The organism is Candidatus Electronema sp. JC, assembly GCF_048287365.2.
In the GTDB taxonomy this organism is placed as follows: Bacteria; Desulfobacterota; Desulfobulbia; order Desulfobulbales; family Desulfobulbaceae; genus Electronema.
Map to the genome: position 1 here is coordinate 1 of NZ_JBLWEM020000070.1, position 17,917 is coordinate 17,917.

The window sequence follows — 17,917 nt, forward strand, 5'->3', positions numbered from 1 at the left end:
CCGCCATATTCTCCTGATTTGAACCCCATAGAGCATAAATGGGCGCAAGCAAAGGCACTCAGAAGAAAACTTGGCTGTTCGACAGATGAGATTTTTCAGCAGCCATGTTTATAGTCAATTTATTGTGCTACGGCTATAACGGCATTATCACCACATTTGCAGGCAACGGTTCTTACTGCCTCAGCGACGATAACAGCGACAATGGTTCAGCAACTGAGGCCAACCTCGGTTATTCAACAGGAGTGGCTGTAGATCAGATGGGCAATATTTTCTTTATCAACGAGTGCGGTGCTTATCAATACCGTATTCGCAAGGTGGGTGCTGACGGTATCATCACTACAGTAGCAGGAAAGGGTTCTGCTAGCTACAGCGGTGACAACGGTTTGGCAACCGAGGCCCACTTTGCTTGGCCAGCAGGATTGGCTATAGACCAAGCGGGAAATATCTTCATTGCCGATAGCAGTAACCATCGCATCCGCAAAGTGGATACGATGGGCATTGTGACCACGGTTGCGGGCAACGGTTCCCCTGGCAACATTGACAATATTCCGGCAACAGCAACCGGTCTTTATCTTCCAAAAGGAGTGGCGGTAGATCAAGCGGGAAATATTTTCATTGCCGATACATTGAACTATCGCATCCGTAAAGTTGCCTTTGCATCCGCTGTGTTCAAGTCAGAGTTGCTTGCCGCAGGCGACATCCCCTTTGCTGATGACAACGGTCTCGGCTACATCATGTCCGCCACCGGCCTGCATAAAAAGACCATTGATTTGGACAGCGGTCTTGTCTTGCAGCAATTCAGCTATGATGCCGATGACAAGCTGATTTCCATCACCGACCAGTTCGGCAATGTCACGGCCATTGAGCGGGGCGCGGACGGCATTCCGACTGCCATTGTCTCGCCGGACGGCCTGCGCACCGAGCTGCACATCAACGCGGACAAGCAACTCACTCAGATCGTTTACCCGGACAGCAGCGCCTACAACTTCACCTACACCGCTGACGACCTGATGACGGTTGAGACGGAGCCGAACGGCAACCGTTTTGAGCATCATTTTGATGCCAACGGCAAAATCGCCGAGGTGCTTGACGAGGAAGGCGGCCACTGGCAATACACCCGGCAGCGGCTTGCCAATGGCGACGTGCGGATTGAATCGACAACTGGCGAGGGCAACCGCACAGTCAATCTGGATAACAACGCTTCCACCGGGGCTTTTTCCACTGTCACCATTGACCCAAGCGGCAATGAGAGCAGTTTCAGCCGTTCTGCTGACGGACTCAGCGAAGAGCGGGAACTTTCCTGCGGCATGACCAATTCGACCGAATACGGCTTGGATGCGGAATACAAGTACAAGGTGGTGCAGAGCACAAGCACGCAGTCGCCTGCCGGATTGATGAAAATCGCCCAGATCGACAAGACCTATCAGGATACCGACGGTGATGCAAACGAGCTGCCTGACCTGATCACGGAAACGGTCTCCCGTGACGGCAGACTGACCACCCTTGTTCATAACATCCTGACAGGGGAAAAGACTGTCACCACGCCGAAAGGCAGAAAAGTGACGGCCAAGTATGACCCGGCAACCCTGCTCACCAAGAGCGTGGAAATTCCCGGTCTCTTCCCGACTAACTATGCCTACGACAGCAAGGGCCGCCTGACCTCAGTCACGACGGATGCCCGGACAGCGGCTTTCAGCTACAACGCCCAAGGCTTCCTTGCCTCGCAGACCGACCCGGAAGGCCGCAGCACCTCCTACACCCATGACGCGGTCGGCAGAGTGACCAAGATGACCCGGCCTGATGCCAGCACGGTGCAGTTCAGTTATGACAGCAACGGCAATATGACCGTGCTGACCAATCCGTCGGCCACAAATCATGGTTTTGCCTACAACAAGGTCAACAATCAGAGCAGTTATCAAACCCCGATCAGCGGCTCGTACAGCTACGTCTATGACAAGGACAGAAGGCTGAAGCAGACCAATTTCCCTTCAGGCGCGCAGATCAGCAATATCTACACTGACAACCGGCTGACCCGGATGCAGACTCCTGAAGGCAATATCGACTACGACTATCTGTGCAGCTCCAAGATCAGCTCGATAAAAAAGGGGACGGAAGAATCACTTTCTTACAGCTATGACGGCAGCCTGCTGACCTCGGAAACAAAAAGCGGCACGCTCAATCAGACGCTGACCTTTGCCTATAACAACGACTTTGACCTTGCCGCAATCACCTACGCTGGCGGCACGGAAAATCTCAGCTATGATGATGACGGCCTGCTGACTGGCATCGGCGCCTACAGCGTGAGCAGAAATGCCGCCAACGGCCTGCCGGAGCAGGTCAGCGGCAATGTCCTGAACCGCAGCCGCACCTTTAACGGCTACGGCGAACTGGCTGCTGAAAACTCCACGGTCAATGCGAAGCCTGTCACGAGCTGGTCTGTGACTCGGAATAAGAACGGCAAAATCCTGAGCAAGACCGAGACCGTGAACGGCAGCACGGTTGACTATGCGTATTCGTATGACGACATGGGCAGGCTGCTGACCGTGAAAAAAGGCGGCACCCTTGTCGAGGAGTATCAGTACGGGCTGAATGGCAGCCGCACTCATGAGATGAACAGCCTCAAAGGTGTATCCGGTCGGGATTACAGCTATTCGGTCGAGGATCATCTGCTGTCCGCAGGCGGGGTGAGCTATCAGTTCAATGCGGACGGCTTTCTGACCAAGAAAACCCAAGGTGCTGATGTCACTGCTTATGCCTATTCCTCCCGTGGCGAGCTGCTGCACGTCACGCTGCCGGACGGCAAGAGCATCGACTACCTCCACGACCCGCTGGGCCGCAGGATTGCCAAGAAGGTCAACGGCAGCATTGCGGAAAAATACCTCTGGCGCGGCCTGACCCAGCTGCTGGCCGTCTATGACGGCAGCGACAGCCTGCTGATGCGCTTTGAGTATGCGGACGGCAGAATGCCGGTCGCCATGACCGCTGGCGGCGCGACCTATTATCTCGGCTATGATCAGGTCGGCTCGCTGCGCACGGTCGCCGATGCCGACGGCAACGTGGTCAAGGCAATCAGCTATGATTCCTTCGGCACGATCCTTTCTGACAGCAATCCCGCCTTGGCCGTGCCCTTCGGCTTTGCAGGCGGCCTGCATGACCGGGATACCGGGCTGGTCAAGTTCGGCTTCCGGGATTATGACCCGGCAATCGGCCGCTGGGTTGCCAAAGACCCGATCTTCTTTGCGGGCGGGGATGTGGATTTGTATGGGTATGTGTTGGGTGATCCGGTGGGGTTGGTTGATCCTTCGGGGCTAGACATAGCAGATCTTTTATCAAATCCTGAAAGATTTTGGGAACGTGCAATGGAAAATAAGTCTAACAGCGTAAATAAATTGATTGACAGTGCATCTAAAACTGGAGAAGAGTTTATTGATTATATACAGAATACTGACTGGGGAGGTGAATTTGAAAATGCTATAACAGATTCTATTGCTTTTGCCACAGGTGCTGTAGATGCTCAGACTATGAATGGATTTACACGAGGGATAGAATTGGCAATGGATGCAGAGGGCAGAGAGGATATTAAAGACGGCTTGTGTCAAGTAAAGAGATCAGATGCCTATAAATGGGGTAATAATATAGGTAGTGCTGTGAGTGCCAGTAAGATATTTCAACGAGGAATATCAATGTCTTCAAGGATAAGTAAAATTATAGAAGAAGGTGCATCAAACGTTATAGGTGCAGGCATCAGTAAAACTTCCTCTTGTCAACCTTAGACAGCTCTCAATGCCTTTTCCACCCCGGATCGGGAAAAACCGGGGCTGTTCTTCTTGGGCACCCGGTAGCACGGCAGGTTGGGGATGAAGAACGAATCATAAGGCGAGTCGAACATGTCGGGGTTTGTGCCGCTCACCCGCAACCTATGAGCTGACAAACAGCAGAGATTTTGCCTATCAAAATGCATAGGTTTTGCCTGTCAAAAGGCGTAGGTTTTGCCTATCAAAAGCCTTGGCTTCTGCCTATCAAAAAACCTCCCTTCTATATATCAAAAGGGAGGTTTTTACATCTCAAAATGGAGACCTTTTAGTATATAGAAGGGCAGGTTTTTGATTCGCAAAAAATCCGCATGTATCAATGTATGTATTCATCTCTTTCCATAAAGAACAATCTTTTCTTATCAGCCCGGCAGCCCTGTAGCTTGGGGTGAGGCGCGAACCCCGACAAAATATGGCGCAGCAGTGGCGCATAAGGTGACAGATTCATTTCAAATCTTGCCCGTCATGCCGGAAATTGCGGGGTGTTTCCGCGTCATTCCGGGGCGTTGCACGGGCTATGGATGCTATGCAAATTTTAACACAAACAAAAAATGAGCGGACAGATGACAGGTCAAGTGCAATACTGGATTGAACTTTCTGAATATGACATTGAGACGGCTGAGGCCATGTTGAAAAGCAGGCGATATCTTTACGTCGGCTTTATGGCCCATCAATCTGTTGAAAAAATACTCAAGGCATGTTGTGTGAAAAATAACAGTGCAACTGCACCGTTTTCCCACAGTCTTTCTTATCTTGCAAAGAAAGCGAATATCTATGATTCCTTTTCGGAAGAGCAAAAAAATTTCATCGACATGCTTGAACCGATGAATATCGAATGCAGATACCCGACCCATAAAGAACAACTTATGAGAAGTCTGACAGAAGAGCGATGCAAAGAAATTCTTGCAACTTCAAAGGAACTGCAACAATGGATAAAGAAGAAGCTATAAGAAAGCTGGTGCAATACAAGCAGCTTCTATCGCAATATATGTCATTTGAAAAAATGATGCTGTTCGGTTCTTATGCACGAGGAACACAACGGGAAGAAAGTGATGTGGATGTCGCGATAATAGTTGATGAAATATCTGGAGATTATTTTTCCGCAAGACCGTTGCTTTGGCGTATCAGGAGAGAAGTGGACGACAGGATTGAACCGGTTCTTCTTGAAAAGAAATACGATAAAAGCGGCTTTCTGGAAGAAATAACGAAAACCGGAATTCTGATATAACCGTGCATGACACAAGGTGGCAGATTTATTTTTTAAATCTTGCCCGTCATGCCGGAAATTGGAGGGGTGTTTCCTCGTCATTCCGTGGCGTTGCATCAAATTTGACAGAATAATAATTCTTACGATATAATCCTTTTGTAAGGAGAAAATTAACCAATCATCCGAAAGGAGGCGCATTATGCAGACAGTTATAACCTCAAAGTTTCAAACCACTATTCCTAAAAAAATCAGAGAAAAGCTGCTGCTGTCCGCAAAAGACACTCTGAACTGGGAGATAGAAGACGGACGGATCATTGTTTCGCCGATGCAGACGGAGTTTCTGAAACATAAAAATTCTGTCCGCATCGGGCCGGGAGACATTGCGGAAGATATTCAGGCCGCCAGAGCAATACGGGCAGGCAGGTGTAAATGAAAAAAATCGTTATTGACACCAACTGTCTGCTGTCCTTTGTCACGGACAAAAACCCGGAGCAGCAGGAGAAGATATCCAAGCTGTTTCATGAAGCTGGTCAACTGAAGGTCGGCGTGTTATGCCACCACCATGTGATCAGCGAATTTGTTTTTGTACTCAGCTCAGTTTACGGAACAGATACGGAAAAGATACATGAGATTCTTTCTGATCTCATTGCCATGCCCGGAATTACGACAGTTTCTGAAATGAACATGCAAACAGTTCTCTCTCTGTGGCCTGCTGTCATTGCAGATTACGGCGATGCTCTTATTGCTGCGTACAGTAAAGATACCAAAGGGACTGTTGTTGCCACTTTTGACAAAAAAATCAGCAAAGCGATGCACAGGGCAGGAATCGCAACGTATCAGTTGTAATTCTCTCGTTCACGCGCCAGCATGCCGGACGGAGCCGTATAAAAGCAGGTAGAGGCAGAGAAAATCGATCATTATCAGCAAAATCGCTGCCCGGCACGCCAAGGCGGTTGAGCGGAGCCGAAACCGCCGCTGCCTTCGGCTTCGCTCAGGCAGCTCATTACTTCTGCGACATCTGTCAGCTTGACGATACCACATGCAGGGAAGCATGGATTTTTCAAGAGTTATAGGTCACAACTTAGGTATAGTGTCTCCCGCAGAGGGCGCTTGCGGACGAACCGCCTGCGGTCAGCCCGGCTGCCTGGCCTTGAATCCTCGACGAGGACATGCAGCGGCAGGGCATCAGGCCGAAATCGGGATGCGGATGATCTTTGGCAGGCCCGGAGGAATTTTCTTGTTGACGGCAGCCCGCATCTCTGCCATTAATCAGCCGAGACAAGTTTTGGGGCGGACGCATGATCGCTCCGGCTTTGCCGGGGAGGAAAGTCCGAACACCGCAGGGCGCGGCGGTTCCTAACAGGAACTCCGGGCAACCGAAGGACAGTGCCACAGAAAAGACACCGCCGATGGGACGGGCGACCGTTCACAGGCAAGGTTGAAATGGCGAGGTAAGAGCTCACCGCTTGCGTGGCGACAGGCAAGGCAAGGAAAACCCCGCCGGGTGCAAGACCAAATAGGGAAACGTTTGAGGGCTGCCCGCCTGATGTTTCCGGGTAGGTCGCACGAGGTGCCGGGCGACCGGCATCCCAGTCAAATGATCATGGCCTGCCGAGCATCGCAGGGACAGAATTCGGCTTACAGTCCGCCCCAATTTTTTGCTTCAGCCGGAAGCAGCTGCTCCCGGTTTCATCCGCGCCTGCCCGTCGGGCGGCGCGTTCCCTTCTGGCGGCATCTGATGCAGAACTACCAGCTGGTGCTCACCGAGCATCTCAATCACTACGGCTATCTTTTCGGCGGCGCGCTGCTGAAATGGGTGGATGAGTCCGCCTACATCTGCGCCCGGCTGGAGCATCCCGGCAAATGCTTTGTCACCGTCGGCATGGACAAAGTGAGCTACAAGAAGCGGGTCGAGCTGGGCAGCGTCCTGCTGTTCAATGTCGAGAAGGAGCGTGTCGGCACCACCTCCGTCACCTACCGCGTGGCGGTCAGCGTGGCCAGTCCGCAGCAGGACGGCATCCCGGAGATATTCTCGACGCTGGTCACGTTTGTCTGTCTGGATAAGGACGGGAATAAATGCCCAATAAACGGATAAGGTGCGAAATATTATACCGGAGATTAAAGCATCTTGTCTGATTACCCTACGAACGAATGCGCTTATCTGCTCAACGCAGAGTACCGTCATGGCTTCAAGGTCTTTGTCCGCTTCAACACCGGTGAAGCCGGTGAAATTGACCTTGCCGAGATCATCAGCAAATATGAAGCCGCCGCGCCTCTGCGCGATCAAGAAATGTTTTCTAAGTTCTATATTGATTCGTGGCCAACACTGGCTTGGAACTGCGGCTTTGACATTGCCCCTGAAGTGCTGCTGAACAAATTGCAAGCAAGTCAGCAGCAGCCTGTTTCTGAATAAGTTTCGTCAACTATTTTCCGTAACGCCTCTGAACCCCGCCTTTCCCCATGCTCACCATCAGCAGCCTCAGCCTTCAGCACGGCCCCAAGCATCTTTTCCGCGACATCGCCGCCCAGATTCATGTCAACGACCGCATCGGTTTAAGCGGGGTCAATGGCACGGGCAAATCCACCTTGATGAAAATCATCTGCAAGGAGATAGAGACCGACCCCGGCGTGATCAGCCGGGCCTCGTGGTTTACAGTGGCGTATTTGCCGCAGGAAATCACTATTGAGCTGGGCAGCCGAACGCTGTATGAAGAAGCAGAGCACGCCTTTGACGAAGCCTTGCAGCATCAGCGGGAGTTTGAAGAAATCAGTCAGCGCATGGCCGGGATTGATCAGCATGACCCGGAGCTGGACGCGCTGATTGAACGCCAAGGCGAGTTGCAGCATTTGCTGGAAGGCCACGATGTCTTCCGCATCCGCCCGCAGATTGAGCGCATTCTCTTTGGCCTCGGCTTTGTCAAAGCGGATTTGGACAGAGAGGTGAAAGAGTTTTCCGGCGGCTGGATCATGCGCCTGCTTTTAGCCAAGCTGCTTTTGCGCCAGCCCGCCTTGCTTCTGCTGGACGAGCCGACCAACCATCTTGATCTCGACTCGCTGACTTGGATGGAGGAATTCCTTCAGCAATACCAAGGGGCGATAATGATTATCTCCCATGACCGTTCGTTCTTAGACCGGGTGACAACAAAAACCTGGGAGCTGAGTCTGGGCAGACTGACGGTCTATAAGGGCAACTACTCTAAATATCTGGAGGAGAAGGCCCTGCGCATGGAAATGGAGCGCGCCTCCTACGACAACCAGCAGGCCCAGATTCGCCAGACCGAGCAGTTTATCACCCGCTTCAAGGCCAAGTCCACCAAGGCCAAGCAGGTGCAGAGCCGGGTCAAGCAGCTGGAAAAGATTGAGCGGATTGAGCTGTCGGAAAGCGAGCGCACCATCCATTTTGCCTTCCCCCCTGCCGCTCCTTCCGGGCGCGACGTGCTGGAGCTGAACCGGGTGAGCAAGCAGTTTGACGGCAGGACGATCTTTAAGGATGTCTCGTTCACGCTGCGGCGCGGCGACAAATTGGCAGTGGTCGGCGTGAATGGCGCGGGCAAGACGACCTTGATGAAAATCATGGCCGGGCTGGAGCCAGCCGAAGGCACTGTGCGCCGGGGGCATAATGTGGTCATGACCTATTTCGGCCAGCATCAGGCGCAGGAGCTGGACGGTCAGTACAGCATCTTGGACACTGTCTATCACAATGCGCAGGATATGACCATAACCAAGGTGCGTTCGCTGCTGGGCGCATTCCTTTTCACTGGGGATGATGTCGATAAAAAGGTACAGGTGCTGTCTGGCGGCGAGAAAAGCCGGGTTGCTTTAGCAAAAATGCTGATCAAGCCTGCCAACCTGATGATGCTTGACGAGCCGACCAACCACCTTGACATTGCCTCGCAGGAGGTTCTGCAAGAGGCGATGGCCCAGTATGAAGGCACGATCGTCGTGGTTTCGCACAACCGCTCCTTTGTTAATTCCTTTGTCAACAAGGTGCTGGAAATCCGCGACCAGCAGGCGTTCCTGCACGACGGCAATATTGACGATTACTTGGAAACTCGTAAGCGGCGCGAGGAAGAAGCGGCGGGCGGCGCGAGGAATATCAAAGCTGCCGCGCCGAAACCTGCTGTTGTCCAGCCTGTTGCAGTCAGCGTTGACCGCAAAGAAGACAGGAAGCAGCGCGGCCAGCAGCGGGAGCAGGTGAATGCCCAAGTCAAGCCGTGGAAGAAAAAGTCGGTGGATGCGGAAAAGGAGATTGAGCGGCTGGAAACGCAGAAGATTGAGCTTGAATCACAGATGGCCGACCCGGCTTTGTATGCAGATCAGCAGCGATGGGTCAAGACGAGCAAGGAATATGGTGAGGTAAAGCAGCTTTTGGAGCGGCAGTATGCGGCTTGGGAAGAGGCGCAGGCGAAGATTGAGGAGTTGGAGAAAGGGGAGTAGAATAAAAGGCTGACGAAAACAAGGAAACCGGAGGGGAATCATGCAGCTCAATCTCGAATTGGGGAATCGGCATTACGAAAAATTGCAGCAGCTTCAGCACACGGTGGGGAAAGATGCGCGCACTGTGCTTGAGCTTGCCATTGATGAGCTGTATGCGCGGCATCAAGTTGCTGTCGGCCCAGATGCGCTGGAGATTTTCCGCAAGAACGGCGTGGTCGGCTGTGGGCATGGAGGCAGCAATCTTTCGGAAAATTACAAGAACGAACTGGATTGGAGCAATAAGCTGTGATTATTGCAGACACAGGCTTCTGGGTTGCCTTGGTAAATGCCGACGACAAGTATCATCAAGTGGCCATAGATGCGTTCAGCAGATTGCGTGAACCGCTGATAACGACATGGCCGGTTCTGACCGAAACGTGTCATCTGCTGCTGAAACGCATGGGAATTGAGGCGGAATTAGGCTTCCTCCGCAGTCTCCGTCAAGGGAGTTTCATAGTTTTTGATCTTCGTGAGGATCATCGCAGTATTATTCTAAATCTGATGGAGAAATACGCTGACCTGCCGATGGATTTGGCAGATGCGTCGCTGGTTGTTTTGGCAGAAGAGCTGCGTGACGGAAGGATACTCAGCACTGATCAGCGTGACTTTCGGACGTATCGCTGGAAGAACACCTGTCCATTTCAGAATATGCTGTTTGTTTATTGAAAGAAGCAGAGATTATCATGGCCTATAGCGATTTCACCCTGAAGAAAGTGAAGGCTGAGTTTCAGCTGAAGACGGTTGAGTTTGGTTCGTTATTTGATGAAGTGCCAGAGGCCGAGATCAGTTCCTATCTTGCCGCGACATTAGCCAGAAATGTTCCGCTGGCCTTGTCAATCAACACGGAAAAAGCCCGCTCCGAGCTGATCATCATCAATATTTTGGTGGAAGCAAAGGAGATGCTGACGGAAAGCATCAGTCTTTTTTCCGGGATTGACTTCACGGTTGACCGAGAGCGGGGCCTGAGCGGCTTTTGTGATTACATTCTGAGCCAATCCGCCGAGCAGCTTTACCTTGATGTGCCAGTTCTGGCGGTGGTTGAGGCGAAGAATGAGGACATTATTTCAGGGCTGGGCCAGTGCATTGCGGAGATGTACGCCGCCAAGCTGTACAACGAGAAGGAAAACCGGCATCTGCCGTGCATTTATGGGGCCGTGACCACCGGCGATGAATGGAAATTCCTGAAACTTGCCGAAGACACGGTGTTTATAGACAAGCCCTCGTATTACATCAGCAGCATTGGTAAGATTATGGGGGTGTTGGCGCATATGCTGAAAAAGGCGCGGGGGAAGATTGAGGAGATGGAACACAGCTCCAAGGCAAACGCATGACTTTTTGATGGACACGCTACGTAACTGACTGTTGAGCAATTATGAGTTACACAAGGTGTTTGCTTCCATTTGCAGTGTTTCTTGTCACTCCCGCAAGCACCTTCCCCAAACTCTCCGCCAGCTCCGCCGCTGTGCCCTGCAAGGAAAACGTGCTCTGCTCCTGGCTGTCCATGTTACGCAGCACGGCCTCGCGCCGTTCAAGCTCCTGCTCGCCGATGATCAACGTGAAACGGGCTTTCACCCGGTCGGCCTGTTTCATCTGCGCTTTGAGGCTGCGGCTGCCGTGCTCCATTGCAACAGCGCAGCCAAGGCGGCGCACAGCGTGAACTAACGGCAGGGCGAATTCAGCGGCCTGCCCGCCCAGCGGGGCGACAAAAAGATCGGCGCGGGGAACAGCAGTTTTGTTATTTTCGCGCTGCTCCAGCAGCAGGACAAGGCGCTCCATGCCCAAGCCGAAGCCGAGGCCGGGGGTGTTTTTCGGCCCGCCCAGCTCTTCAATCAAGAAATCATAGCGACCGCCGCCGCCGACCGCCGACTGCGCTCCCAGCTCGGTGGTGGTGAATTCAAAGGTGGTGCGGACATAATAATCCAAGCCGCGCACCATGAAGCGGTTGAGGCTGTAGCGCACGCCTAAGTCATCCAGCCCGTGCCGCACTGCCGTGAAGTGCGTGGCGCAGTCGCCGCAGAGGCTGTCGAGTATGGACGGCGCGTTCTGCACCGTCTCTTTGCAGCCCCGGTTTTTGCAGTCCAAGACCCGCAGCGGATTGCTGCCGCAGCGCCGCTGGCAGTCTTCGCAAAGGTTGGCATTGCGTTCCTGCAAATACTGCACCAATTGAGCGCGGAAGCCGGGGCGGCACTGCGGGCAACCGATGGAGTTAATTTCTAAACTGACGTGCAGCCCCAGCTCGTCAAGGAGCAGCTGGGCCATGGCCATCAGCTCCGCGTCCGCCGCCGGTTCGGCAGTGCCGATGATTTCTGCGTCAATCTGATGGAATTGGCGCAGGCGGCCCTTCTGCGGGCGTTCATGGCGGAACATCGGCCCGATGGTGAAGAGCCGCTGCACCGGCTGCTGGACATGCAGGCCGTGCTCGACATAGGCGCGGGCGATGGAGGCCGTGGCCTCCGGGCGCAGGGTCAGACCTTTGTCGGCAAAGGTGTACATTTCCTTGTCAACTATGTCCGTGCCTTCGCCGATGGAGCGGGCAAAAAGGCCGGTCGGCTCCAGCAGAGGCAGACGGATTTCCCGCAGGCCGAAGCGGCGGAAGATGCTGCGGGCAGTCTGCTCAAGCTGCTGCCAGCAAAGGGCCTCGTCGGGCAGGATGTCTTTGAAGCCGTTGACGGTCTGAAATTTCACGCGGAACTCCTTGGAAAGCGGGACGGAATCCGGCAGGGCCGGACGATGCGGTGAAAAATAAAAATAGTAGCTGTCCGCCGGGGAAAAGTCAAGCCTGCGCCGCTGGATTATGGTAATATAGACAATCCGCGCCAGCGGCTGACCGCAGGAGGATGCTTGACAAAGGAATCCCGCCGTAGCATTATTGGCACAGGTCTGCACGGTCCCGGCGCATACGCGGCCATCCACGAAGAGCTATCACTGAAAAAAGAATGAAGCTGCCCGAACTGAAAATAGGTTCCCTCACAGCCAGAATCCCGCTGATTCAGGGGGGCATGTCCATCCGCGTGTCCACCTCGGCCCTGGCTGTGCCGGTGGCGGAATGCGGCGGGATCGGCACCATCGGCGGTTCTGGCATTCCGGTGCCGGAATTGCAGGAAGACATCCGCCGCGCCAAGGCGGCGACCAAAGGAGTCATCGCGGTCAACATCATGTACGCGATGCGCGATTTTCATGACTTGGTCATGGGTTCCATCGAGGCCGGGATTGACCTGATCATCACCGGGGCCGGTTTTTCCCGCGACATTTTCCGCATTGGCCGAGAGCACAACGTGCCCATTGTCTCCATCGTCTCCTCGCCTGACTTCGCCAAGCTGGCGGAGAAATTCGGCGCGGCGGCGATTATCGTCGAGTCCGCCGAGGCAGGCGGCCATCTCGGCACTGACAAGCCTTTACGGGAAATTTTCCCGGACATCCGCAAGGCGGTCACGAAGGTGCCGCTGATCGCCGCAGGCGGCATCACCAACGGCTTTGAAATGGCCGAGATGATGGACAAATACGGCGCGGACGGCATCCAGATCGCCTCGCGCTTTGTCCTCAGCGAGGAATGCTCAGTCTCCCGCGAGTTCAAAGAAACGTATCTCAAGGCGCAGAAAGAGGACATCGTCAACGTGCAGTCGCCGGTGGGCATGACCGGACGGGCCATCCGCACCGCCTTCATTGACCAGCTGGAGCGCGGCGAAGACCTCGCGCCGGTGAAGTGCAAATACAAGTGCCTGAAAAAGTGCAGCTACAAATACTGCATCAATGACCGGCTGATGGCCTCCTGCACCGGCGATGTAGACAACGGTTTGGTCTTCTCCGGGGCCAATACCTACAAGATGAAGGAAATTCTGCCGGTGCGGGAGATTTTTCGGCAGTTTGTCCGCGATGCGGAGTCGGTTTACAAAGAAGGTGGGGAGAGCAGATAGATGAGCGGCGACGCGGCGGAAATTCGGCAGCCAACAAAAGAGGCTCTTGTCATTCCCCCGGAAGAGCATCCGGTCCGTGAAGAGGACATTGACCCGGACGCACTGGCCATACTCCGCCGTCTGCGCGACGCAGGCCATGCGGGCTACTTAGTCGGCGGCGGGGTGCGTGATCTCTATATCGGCAAAAGGCCGAAGGATTTTGACATCTCCACTGATGCCCATCCCGGCCAGCTGCGCAAGATTTTCCGCAACTCCCGCACCATAGGCCGCCGCTTCCGGTTAGTGCAGGTCTTCTTCCGCGACAACAAGGTCATTGAAGTCTCCACCCTCCGCTCGCAGAGCGAATACGACGAGGACGGCGCGCCGGATCAGGTGTTGCCGTCCAACAACACCTTCGGCACGCTGGAGGAAGATGCCTTCCGCCGCGACCTGACGATCAATTCGCTCTTTTACGAGATCGAACACCAGACGGTGATTGATTATGTCGGCGGGGTGCAGGATTTGACCGACGGCATCGTTCGCCTCGTCGGTGATCCTGACCGCCGGATCATCCGCGACCCGGTGCGGATGCTGCGCGCCGTGCGCCACGCCGCCCGCGCCGGTTTCACTATCGAGGCTGCGACGTGGGAGGCCATCGTCCGCCACCGCGACAAGCTGGAGCTGTGCCCGCCTTCGCGCCTTCGCGATGAGCTGCTGAAAGATCTGCAAAGCGGCAAAAGCCGCGCCTGGCTGGAGCTGGCCTTGGAAACCGGTGTCTTCGCCGTGCTCTTCCCCTTCTACAGCGAGCTGCTCAACGGCCCGGACGGAGCCGAGGTGAAGCAGGAGCTGGCCGCCCGGCTTTCCGCAGCTGACCGGATTTGCAGCGAAGGCGGCAAGCTGGGCAAGGTGCTTTTTGACGATGCCCTGCTTTTCGCCCTGCTGCTCCATCCTTGGGCCAAGCGGCAGTTCGGCCTGCCGCAGCCGGATGCCAAATTGGCCCGCAGGCTGTCCAGCACCGTGCGCGACGGCTTGGACGCGGCCTTCTCCGCCCGGCTCAATCTGCCCCGCGCCACGCTGGACACCATCACCGTGCTCTTCATCAACAGCGCGGTCTTCCAAGACTGCGCCCGCACCGGCAAGTCGCCGGGCTGGATGAAAAAAAAGAGCTATTTCAACGACTGCTCCCGTTTCGCCGCCTGCCTCAACGAGGCCGAAGAAGGCGCAGAGGCTGATCTTTCCCTCTTTGTCAAAATTTTGCCGCCCAGCAGCCGTCCGCCGCAAACCGCTCCGGCTGCCGTCTTCGCCAGCCCGGAGAGCAGCCGGAACGGCGGCGGCAGCTACAGTCCGGCCTTCAGCAGCAGTCCGGAAGGCATTTTCGGTCTGCGCAAGGACGGGGTGAATTTACGACTGTTCTGACGGCAGGGCAATAACCGAGCCGCAGCGTCCGGTGCGGCCCGGCCTGCCCTGCTCCCGCACCGCCCGGCGGTAGGAAAAAAAATCCCGGTTGCAGACCGTGCAGATGCCGACGGTCTCAATCTGCGCCGCCTGAATTCCCGCCGCAAGCAGCTGCTCCCGGCTGACTGCCCAGAAATCAAAGTGATTTTCCCTGACCTGATGCCGATGCATGGACGCGGGCAGCTCCTGCCGCCAATTGACGAACTCCGCGCAGCAGGGGCCGAGCGAGGGGCTGATCACCGCCCGCAAATCCGCCGGATTGCAGCCGTAGCGTTCCCGCATCAGACGCACCGTGGCGGCGATGATGTTCAGCACGCTGCCCTTCCAGCCGTTGTGCGCCGCGCCGATGACCTCCCGCACCGGATCGTGAAACAGCACCGCTTGGCAATCAGCCTGCTGAATCAGCAGCCCCACGCCGCGCTGGTCAGTGACGAGCGCGTCCGCGCCTTCATATTCAACGTCATGCCTGACATCTTCCGCCACAAAAATCCGGTCGCCATGCACCTGCACCGCTGAAGCAAGATGCTTGATTCCCAAGTGCTCTTTGAGCCGCTGCCGGTTGGCGGCGACATTCTCCGGGCTGTCGCCCACGCCATAACTGAGATTCAGGCTGGCGAAAGGCGGCCCGCTCACCCCGCCGCTGCGGGTGAACATGCCGTGCGGCAGCTGCGCATGGACAAAGAACGAATGAGTTCTCTGTTTATCCAAGATGTCGGCGTGTGCAAGCAGCGGAAACAAAACAGAAAAGCATGTATGATTTTAAGAATAATTTTACCGGCCAGCCCATTTCTGGAAGAAACCGCTGCTGTCCCCGGCTTTTGCCTGCCGTTCGGTCGCAGGGGTCGGTTTTGTCACCGCAGGCCATTTGCTTGGCTGCGGCTCCGGGCCTTCCAAAGCCGCTGGCGACGGGTCTGCGTCATGCAAGGCAGTCTCGTGCTGAATGTCCTGCCCTTCTGCCTCGCAGCAGAACTCAATGGCAATGCCGTTGGGATCAAAGGAATAGACGGCATGAAAGCTGCCGTGGTCGATCAGGTCGGAGCAGGGAAAGCCCGCTGCTTCCAGACGATCTTTCAGCGTCCAAATTGCGTCAGCGGAGTCCAGCGCAAAGGCGACATGATCAAAGGCGATTGGCCCGCAGACCGGACGGCCATGCAGCTTCCGCTCCACGGGCTGCGCGCCGTCCCATTCAAAGAAGCTCAGGCTGGCTTTTCCATCAATCTCAAAGAAATAATGACGGAACCCAGCCTCGCCAAAGCCGCTGATCAGGCGCAGTCCGAGCAGGTCGCGCCAGAAGCGGATGGTGGCGTTCATATCGCCCGTCACTAATGCAAGGTGATTGATGCCTTTGAATTTCATTGCAAGTCACGATTGAACGCTTCCAGCAGCCGCGCATGAATATTATCAAACCCGCCGTTGGAAAGAATGGCGATCACGTCGCCGGGCCGAGCCTGCTTGAGCAGAAAAGCAAGAATGGCATCGGTGTCGGGGAAATACTCAGCCGGAATGCCCTGCTGGTTCAGGGCCGCTGCCAGCTGCCGCGAGGAAAAGCTGTCGCCCGGCGCGGCGTGGTCAAGCGGCATAATCTCCCGCACCACCACCATGTCCGCGCCTGCAAAAGCGGTCTCGTAGTCCTGCTGAAATACCGCCCTGCGGCTGGTGTTGGTGCGCGGCTCAAAGACGACGAGCAGGCGGCGTTCCGGCCAAGCCAGCCGCAGCGCGCTGATGGTCTCGCGCACCGCCGTGGGATGATGGGCAAAATCATCCATCACCGTGATGCCGTTGACTTCGCCGCGCACCTGCTGCCGCCGCTTCACGCCCTCGAACGAAGCCAGCCCGCGCCGGATTTCCTCGCCGCTGAGGCCAAGATGCTCCAGCAGAGCAATCACGGCCAAGGCGTTAAGCGCATTGTGCTTGCCGGGCATGGGCAGCGAAAATTCACCGAACAATTTTTCGTCCTTACGCGCAGCAAAGGTCGAGCCAAGCCCATTTGCGGCAAAATCCCGGAGCTGCCAGCGGCAATTTGCGCCCGTGCCATAGCCGATTACCTGACCGGGGCAAAGCGCGGCAATCTCCGCCACGACCGGATCATCTATGCAGGCAATTAACGCGCCTGCCGCAGGAATCAGGCCGACAAACTGGCGGAAAGAAGCCTTGATCTGCTCCAGATCGGCGAAGATGTCGGCGTGATCAAATTCAATTGAGGTGATAATGGCGCAGAAAGGCCGGTAATGCAGAAACTTGGAAACCTTGTTGAAAAAGGCGGTGTCGTACTCGTCGCCCTCAATCACGAAACAATCGCCCGTGCCGATGCGGTAATTGCTGCCAAACGCCTCGACTATCCCGCCGATGAAAAAGCCCGGCGAACGGTCGGCGCGGTGCAGAGCGGTGGCCAAAAGCGAGGAGGTTGTGGTCTTGCCATGCGTTCCGGCCACAACCAATGGCTTGATTACGCTGTGCAGAAAAAAATGCCCCAGAGCCTGCGGCATGGAGAGATAGGGAATGCGCAGCTCGGCCAGCCGCTGCGCCTCCGGGTAAATGGCCCGGATGACGTTGCCGACAATGACCAAATCTGGGCGCGGCTCCAGATTCTCCGGCCTGTAGCCTTGCATGACTGCGATGCCAGCCTGCGCGAGAAAATCCGACATCGGCGGATACACATTCTGATCTGAGCCGCTGACCACGTAGCCGCTCTCCTTGAGCATTCCAGCTAAGGCGGCCATCGCTGTGCCGCATATGCCCATCAGATGAATATGGCGGATTTGCTCCGGCGCACAATTGAGCTGCGGATCAAGCTGCGCTGTCATCGTTCAACTCTCGCGCCGACTTCTTGATGGTGTTGAAAATCCGCTCGTAATGCTCCTCAAAGTTTGCCGGAGTCACCTTGCCGATTTCGATGAATTTGACCATGATTTCTTTGGCCGCTTTCAGCACCGCCTCGTCAGTCACGGGGCGGACAAATTTCTGCTCAGACATGTTCTTTTGCCGGATAAAAATAAAAACCCCCGCCGCCCGGAAGAAGGCCAGTTCAGTTCGGGCGGCGGAGGCCGTCTCACATAGGAAAAACCCTTGAAGGC

At 55.3% G+C, this 17,917-nt stretch carries 19 protein-coding genes and 1 other RNA gene; 14 read left to right on the plus strand and 6 right to left on the minus strand.

The annotated features are described in order from the left end of the window. The first annotated feature begins 104 nt into the window (after positions 1 to 104). Positions 105 to 3,773 (plus strand): RHS repeat-associated core domain-containing protein, encoded by a 3,669-nt coding sequence (locus tag ACNKH3_RS11950; protein WP_420209393.1) that lies wholly within the window; start codon positions 105 to 107, stop codon positions 3,771 to 3,773. On the opposite strand, the gene ACNKH3_RS11955 is transcribed toward ACNKH3_RS11950, so the two are convergent. Further along, the gene (locus ACNKH3_RS11955; protein WP_420209394.1) at positions 3,770 to 3,910 is read right to left on the minus strand and encodes a hypothetical protein; all 141 of its coding nucleotides are present in this window, start codon (positions 3,908 to 3,910) and stop codon (positions 3,770 to 3,772) included. The genes ACNKH3_RS11950 and ACNKH3_RS11955 overlap by 4 nt on opposite strands. Before the next feature lie 465 nt (positions 3,911 to 4,375). On the opposite strand from ACNKH3_RS11955, the gene ACNKH3_RS11960 reads away from it, so the two are divergent. The 11 genes from ACNKH3_RS11960 to ACNKH3_RS12010 all read left to right on the plus strand — a co-directional run bounded on the left by ACNKH3_RS11960 (position 4,376) and on the right by ACNKH3_RS12010 (position 10,826). Further along, positions 4,376 to 4,762, plus strand: a complete 387-nt coding sequence (locus tag ACNKH3_RS11960) for a HEPN domain-containing protein (protein ID WP_420209395.1) — start codon at positions 4,376 to 4,378, stop codon at positions 4,760 to 4,762. Then, positions 4,741 to 5,040 carry a nucleotidyltransferase family protein gene (locus ACNKH3_RS11965; protein ID WP_420209396.1) on the plus strand — a complete coding sequence of 100 codons (300 nt, stop codon included), beginning with the start codon at positions 4,741 to 4,743 and terminating at the stop codon, positions 5,038 to 5,040. The genes ACNKH3_RS11960 and ACNKH3_RS11965 overlap by 22 nt, the downstream gene beginning before the upstream one ends. Before the next feature lie 178 nt (positions 5,041 to 5,218). Then, positions 5,219 to 5,452, plus strand: a complete 234-nt coding sequence (locus ACNKH3_RS11970; protein WP_420209397.1) for an AbrB/MazE/SpoVT family DNA-binding domain-containing protein — start codon at positions 5,219 to 5,221, stop codon at positions 5,450 to 5,452. After that, the gene (locus ACNKH3_RS11975; protein ID WP_420209398.1) at positions 5,449 to 5,865 is read left to right on the plus strand and encodes a PIN domain-containing protein; all 417 of its coding nucleotides are present in this window, start codon (positions 5,449 to 5,451) and stop codon (positions 5,863 to 5,865) included. Before ACNKH3_RS11970 ends, ACNKH3_RS11975 begins: the two co-directional genes overlap by 4 nt. 440 nt (positions 5,866 to 6,305) lie before the next feature. Beyond that, positions 6,306 to 6,676: RNase P RNA component class A (gene rnpB, locus ACNKH3_RS11980), an RNA gene on the plus strand. 81 nt (positions 6,677 to 6,757) lie between these two features. Further along, complete coding sequence (locus tag ACNKH3_RS11985) at positions 6,758 to 7,114, plus strand: acyl-CoA thioesterase (RefSeq protein WP_420209399.1); 357 nt, start codon at positions 6,758 to 6,760, stop codon at positions 7,112 to 7,114. A 33-nt stretch (positions 7,115 to 7,147) separates the two neighbouring features. Then, on the plus strand, positions 7,148 to 7,432 hold the full coding sequence (locus ACNKH3_RS11990) for a DUF2442 domain-containing protein (protein WP_420209400.1): 285 nt from the start codon (positions 7,148 to 7,150) through the stop codon (positions 7,430 to 7,432). 47 nt (positions 7,433 to 7,479) lie between these two features. After that, complete coding sequence (locus ACNKH3_RS11995) at positions 7,480 to 9,456, plus strand: ABC-F family ATP-binding cassette domain-containing protein (RefSeq protein ID WP_420209401.1); 1,977 nt, start codon at positions 7,480 to 7,482, stop codon at positions 9,454 to 9,456. A gap of 40 nt (positions 9,457 to 9,496) precedes the next feature. After that, on the plus strand, positions 9,497 to 9,745 hold the full coding sequence (locus tag ACNKH3_RS12000; protein ID WP_420209402.1) for a hypothetical protein: 249 nt from the start codon (positions 9,497 to 9,499) through the stop codon (positions 9,743 to 9,745). Then, a complete protein-coding gene (locus ACNKH3_RS12005; RefSeq protein WP_420209403.1) occupies positions 9,742 to 10,161 on the plus strand; it encodes a type II toxin-antitoxin system VapC family toxin in 420 nt (139 codons plus the stop codon). Before ACNKH3_RS12000 ends, ACNKH3_RS12005 begins: the two co-directional genes overlap by 4 nt. A gap of 17 nt (positions 10,162 to 10,178) precedes the next feature. Next, complete coding sequence (locus ACNKH3_RS12010) at positions 10,179 to 10,826, plus strand: hypothetical protein (RefSeq protein ID WP_420209404.1); 648 nt, start codon at positions 10,179 to 10,181, stop codon at positions 10,824 to 10,826. Positions 10,827 to 10,872: 46 nt separating this feature from the next. On the opposite strand, the gene hisS is transcribed toward ACNKH3_RS12010, so the two are convergent. Further along, complete coding sequence (hisS, locus tag ACNKH3_RS12015; RefSeq protein ID WP_420209405.1) at positions 10,873 to 12,180, minus strand: histidine--tRNA ligase; 1,308 nt, start codon at positions 12,178 to 12,180, stop codon at positions 10,873 to 10,875. Between the two features lie 251 nt (positions 12,181 to 12,431). Here hisS and ACNKH3_RS12020 point away from each other — a divergent pair, with 251 nt between their 5' ends. Together ACNKH3_RS12020 and ACNKH3_RS12025 are read left to right on the plus strand one after the other, a co-directional pair. Next, positions 12,432 to 13,409 carry an NAD(P)H-dependent flavin oxidoreductase gene (locus ACNKH3_RS12020; protein ID WP_420209406.1) on the plus strand — a complete coding sequence of 326 codons (978 nt, stop codon included), beginning with the start codon at positions 12,432 to 12,434 and terminating at the stop codon, positions 13,407 to 13,409. Then, the gene (locus ACNKH3_RS12025) at positions 13,410 to 14,804 is read left to right on the plus strand and encodes a poly(A) polymerase (protein ID WP_420209407.1); all 1,395 of its coding nucleotides are present in this window, start codon (positions 13,410 to 13,412) and stop codon (positions 14,802 to 14,804) included. It abuts the gene before it with no gap. Here the strand turns inward: ACNKH3_RS12025 and pgeF are convergent. The 4 genes from pgeF to ACNKH3_RS12045 form a co-directional block, all read right to left on the minus strand. Then, positions 14,790 to 15,551 (minus strand): peptidoglycan editing factor PgeF, encoded by a 762-nt coding sequence (pgeF, locus tag ACNKH3_RS12030; protein WP_420209408.1) that lies wholly within the window; start codon positions 15,549 to 15,551, stop codon positions 14,790 to 14,792. The genes ACNKH3_RS12025 and pgeF overlap by 15 nt on opposite strands. A gap of 63 nt (positions 15,552 to 15,614) precedes the next feature. After that, positions 15,615 to 16,199, minus strand: coding sequence for a VOC family protein (locus ACNKH3_RS12035; protein WP_417916739.1), 585 nt, complete (start codon positions 16,197 to 16,199; stop codon positions 15,615 to 15,617). After that, positions 16,196 to 17,647: a UDP-N-acetylmuramate:L-alanyl-gamma-D-glutamyl-meso-diaminopimelate ligase gene (gene mpl, locus ACNKH3_RS12040; protein WP_420209409.1), complete on the minus strand. Its 1,452-nt coding sequence runs from the start codon at positions 17,645 to 17,647 to the stop codon at positions 16,196 to 16,198. Before mpl ends, ACNKH3_RS12035 begins: the two co-directional genes overlap by 4 nt. After that, positions 17,631 to 17,816 (minus strand): hypothetical protein, encoded by a 186-nt coding sequence (locus ACNKH3_RS12045; RefSeq protein WP_420209410.1) that lies wholly within the window; start codon positions 17,814 to 17,816, stop codon positions 17,631 to 17,633. The genes mpl and ACNKH3_RS12045 overlap by 17 nt, the downstream gene beginning before the upstream one ends. Between the last annotated feature and the right edge of the window lie 101 nt (positions 17,817 to 17,917).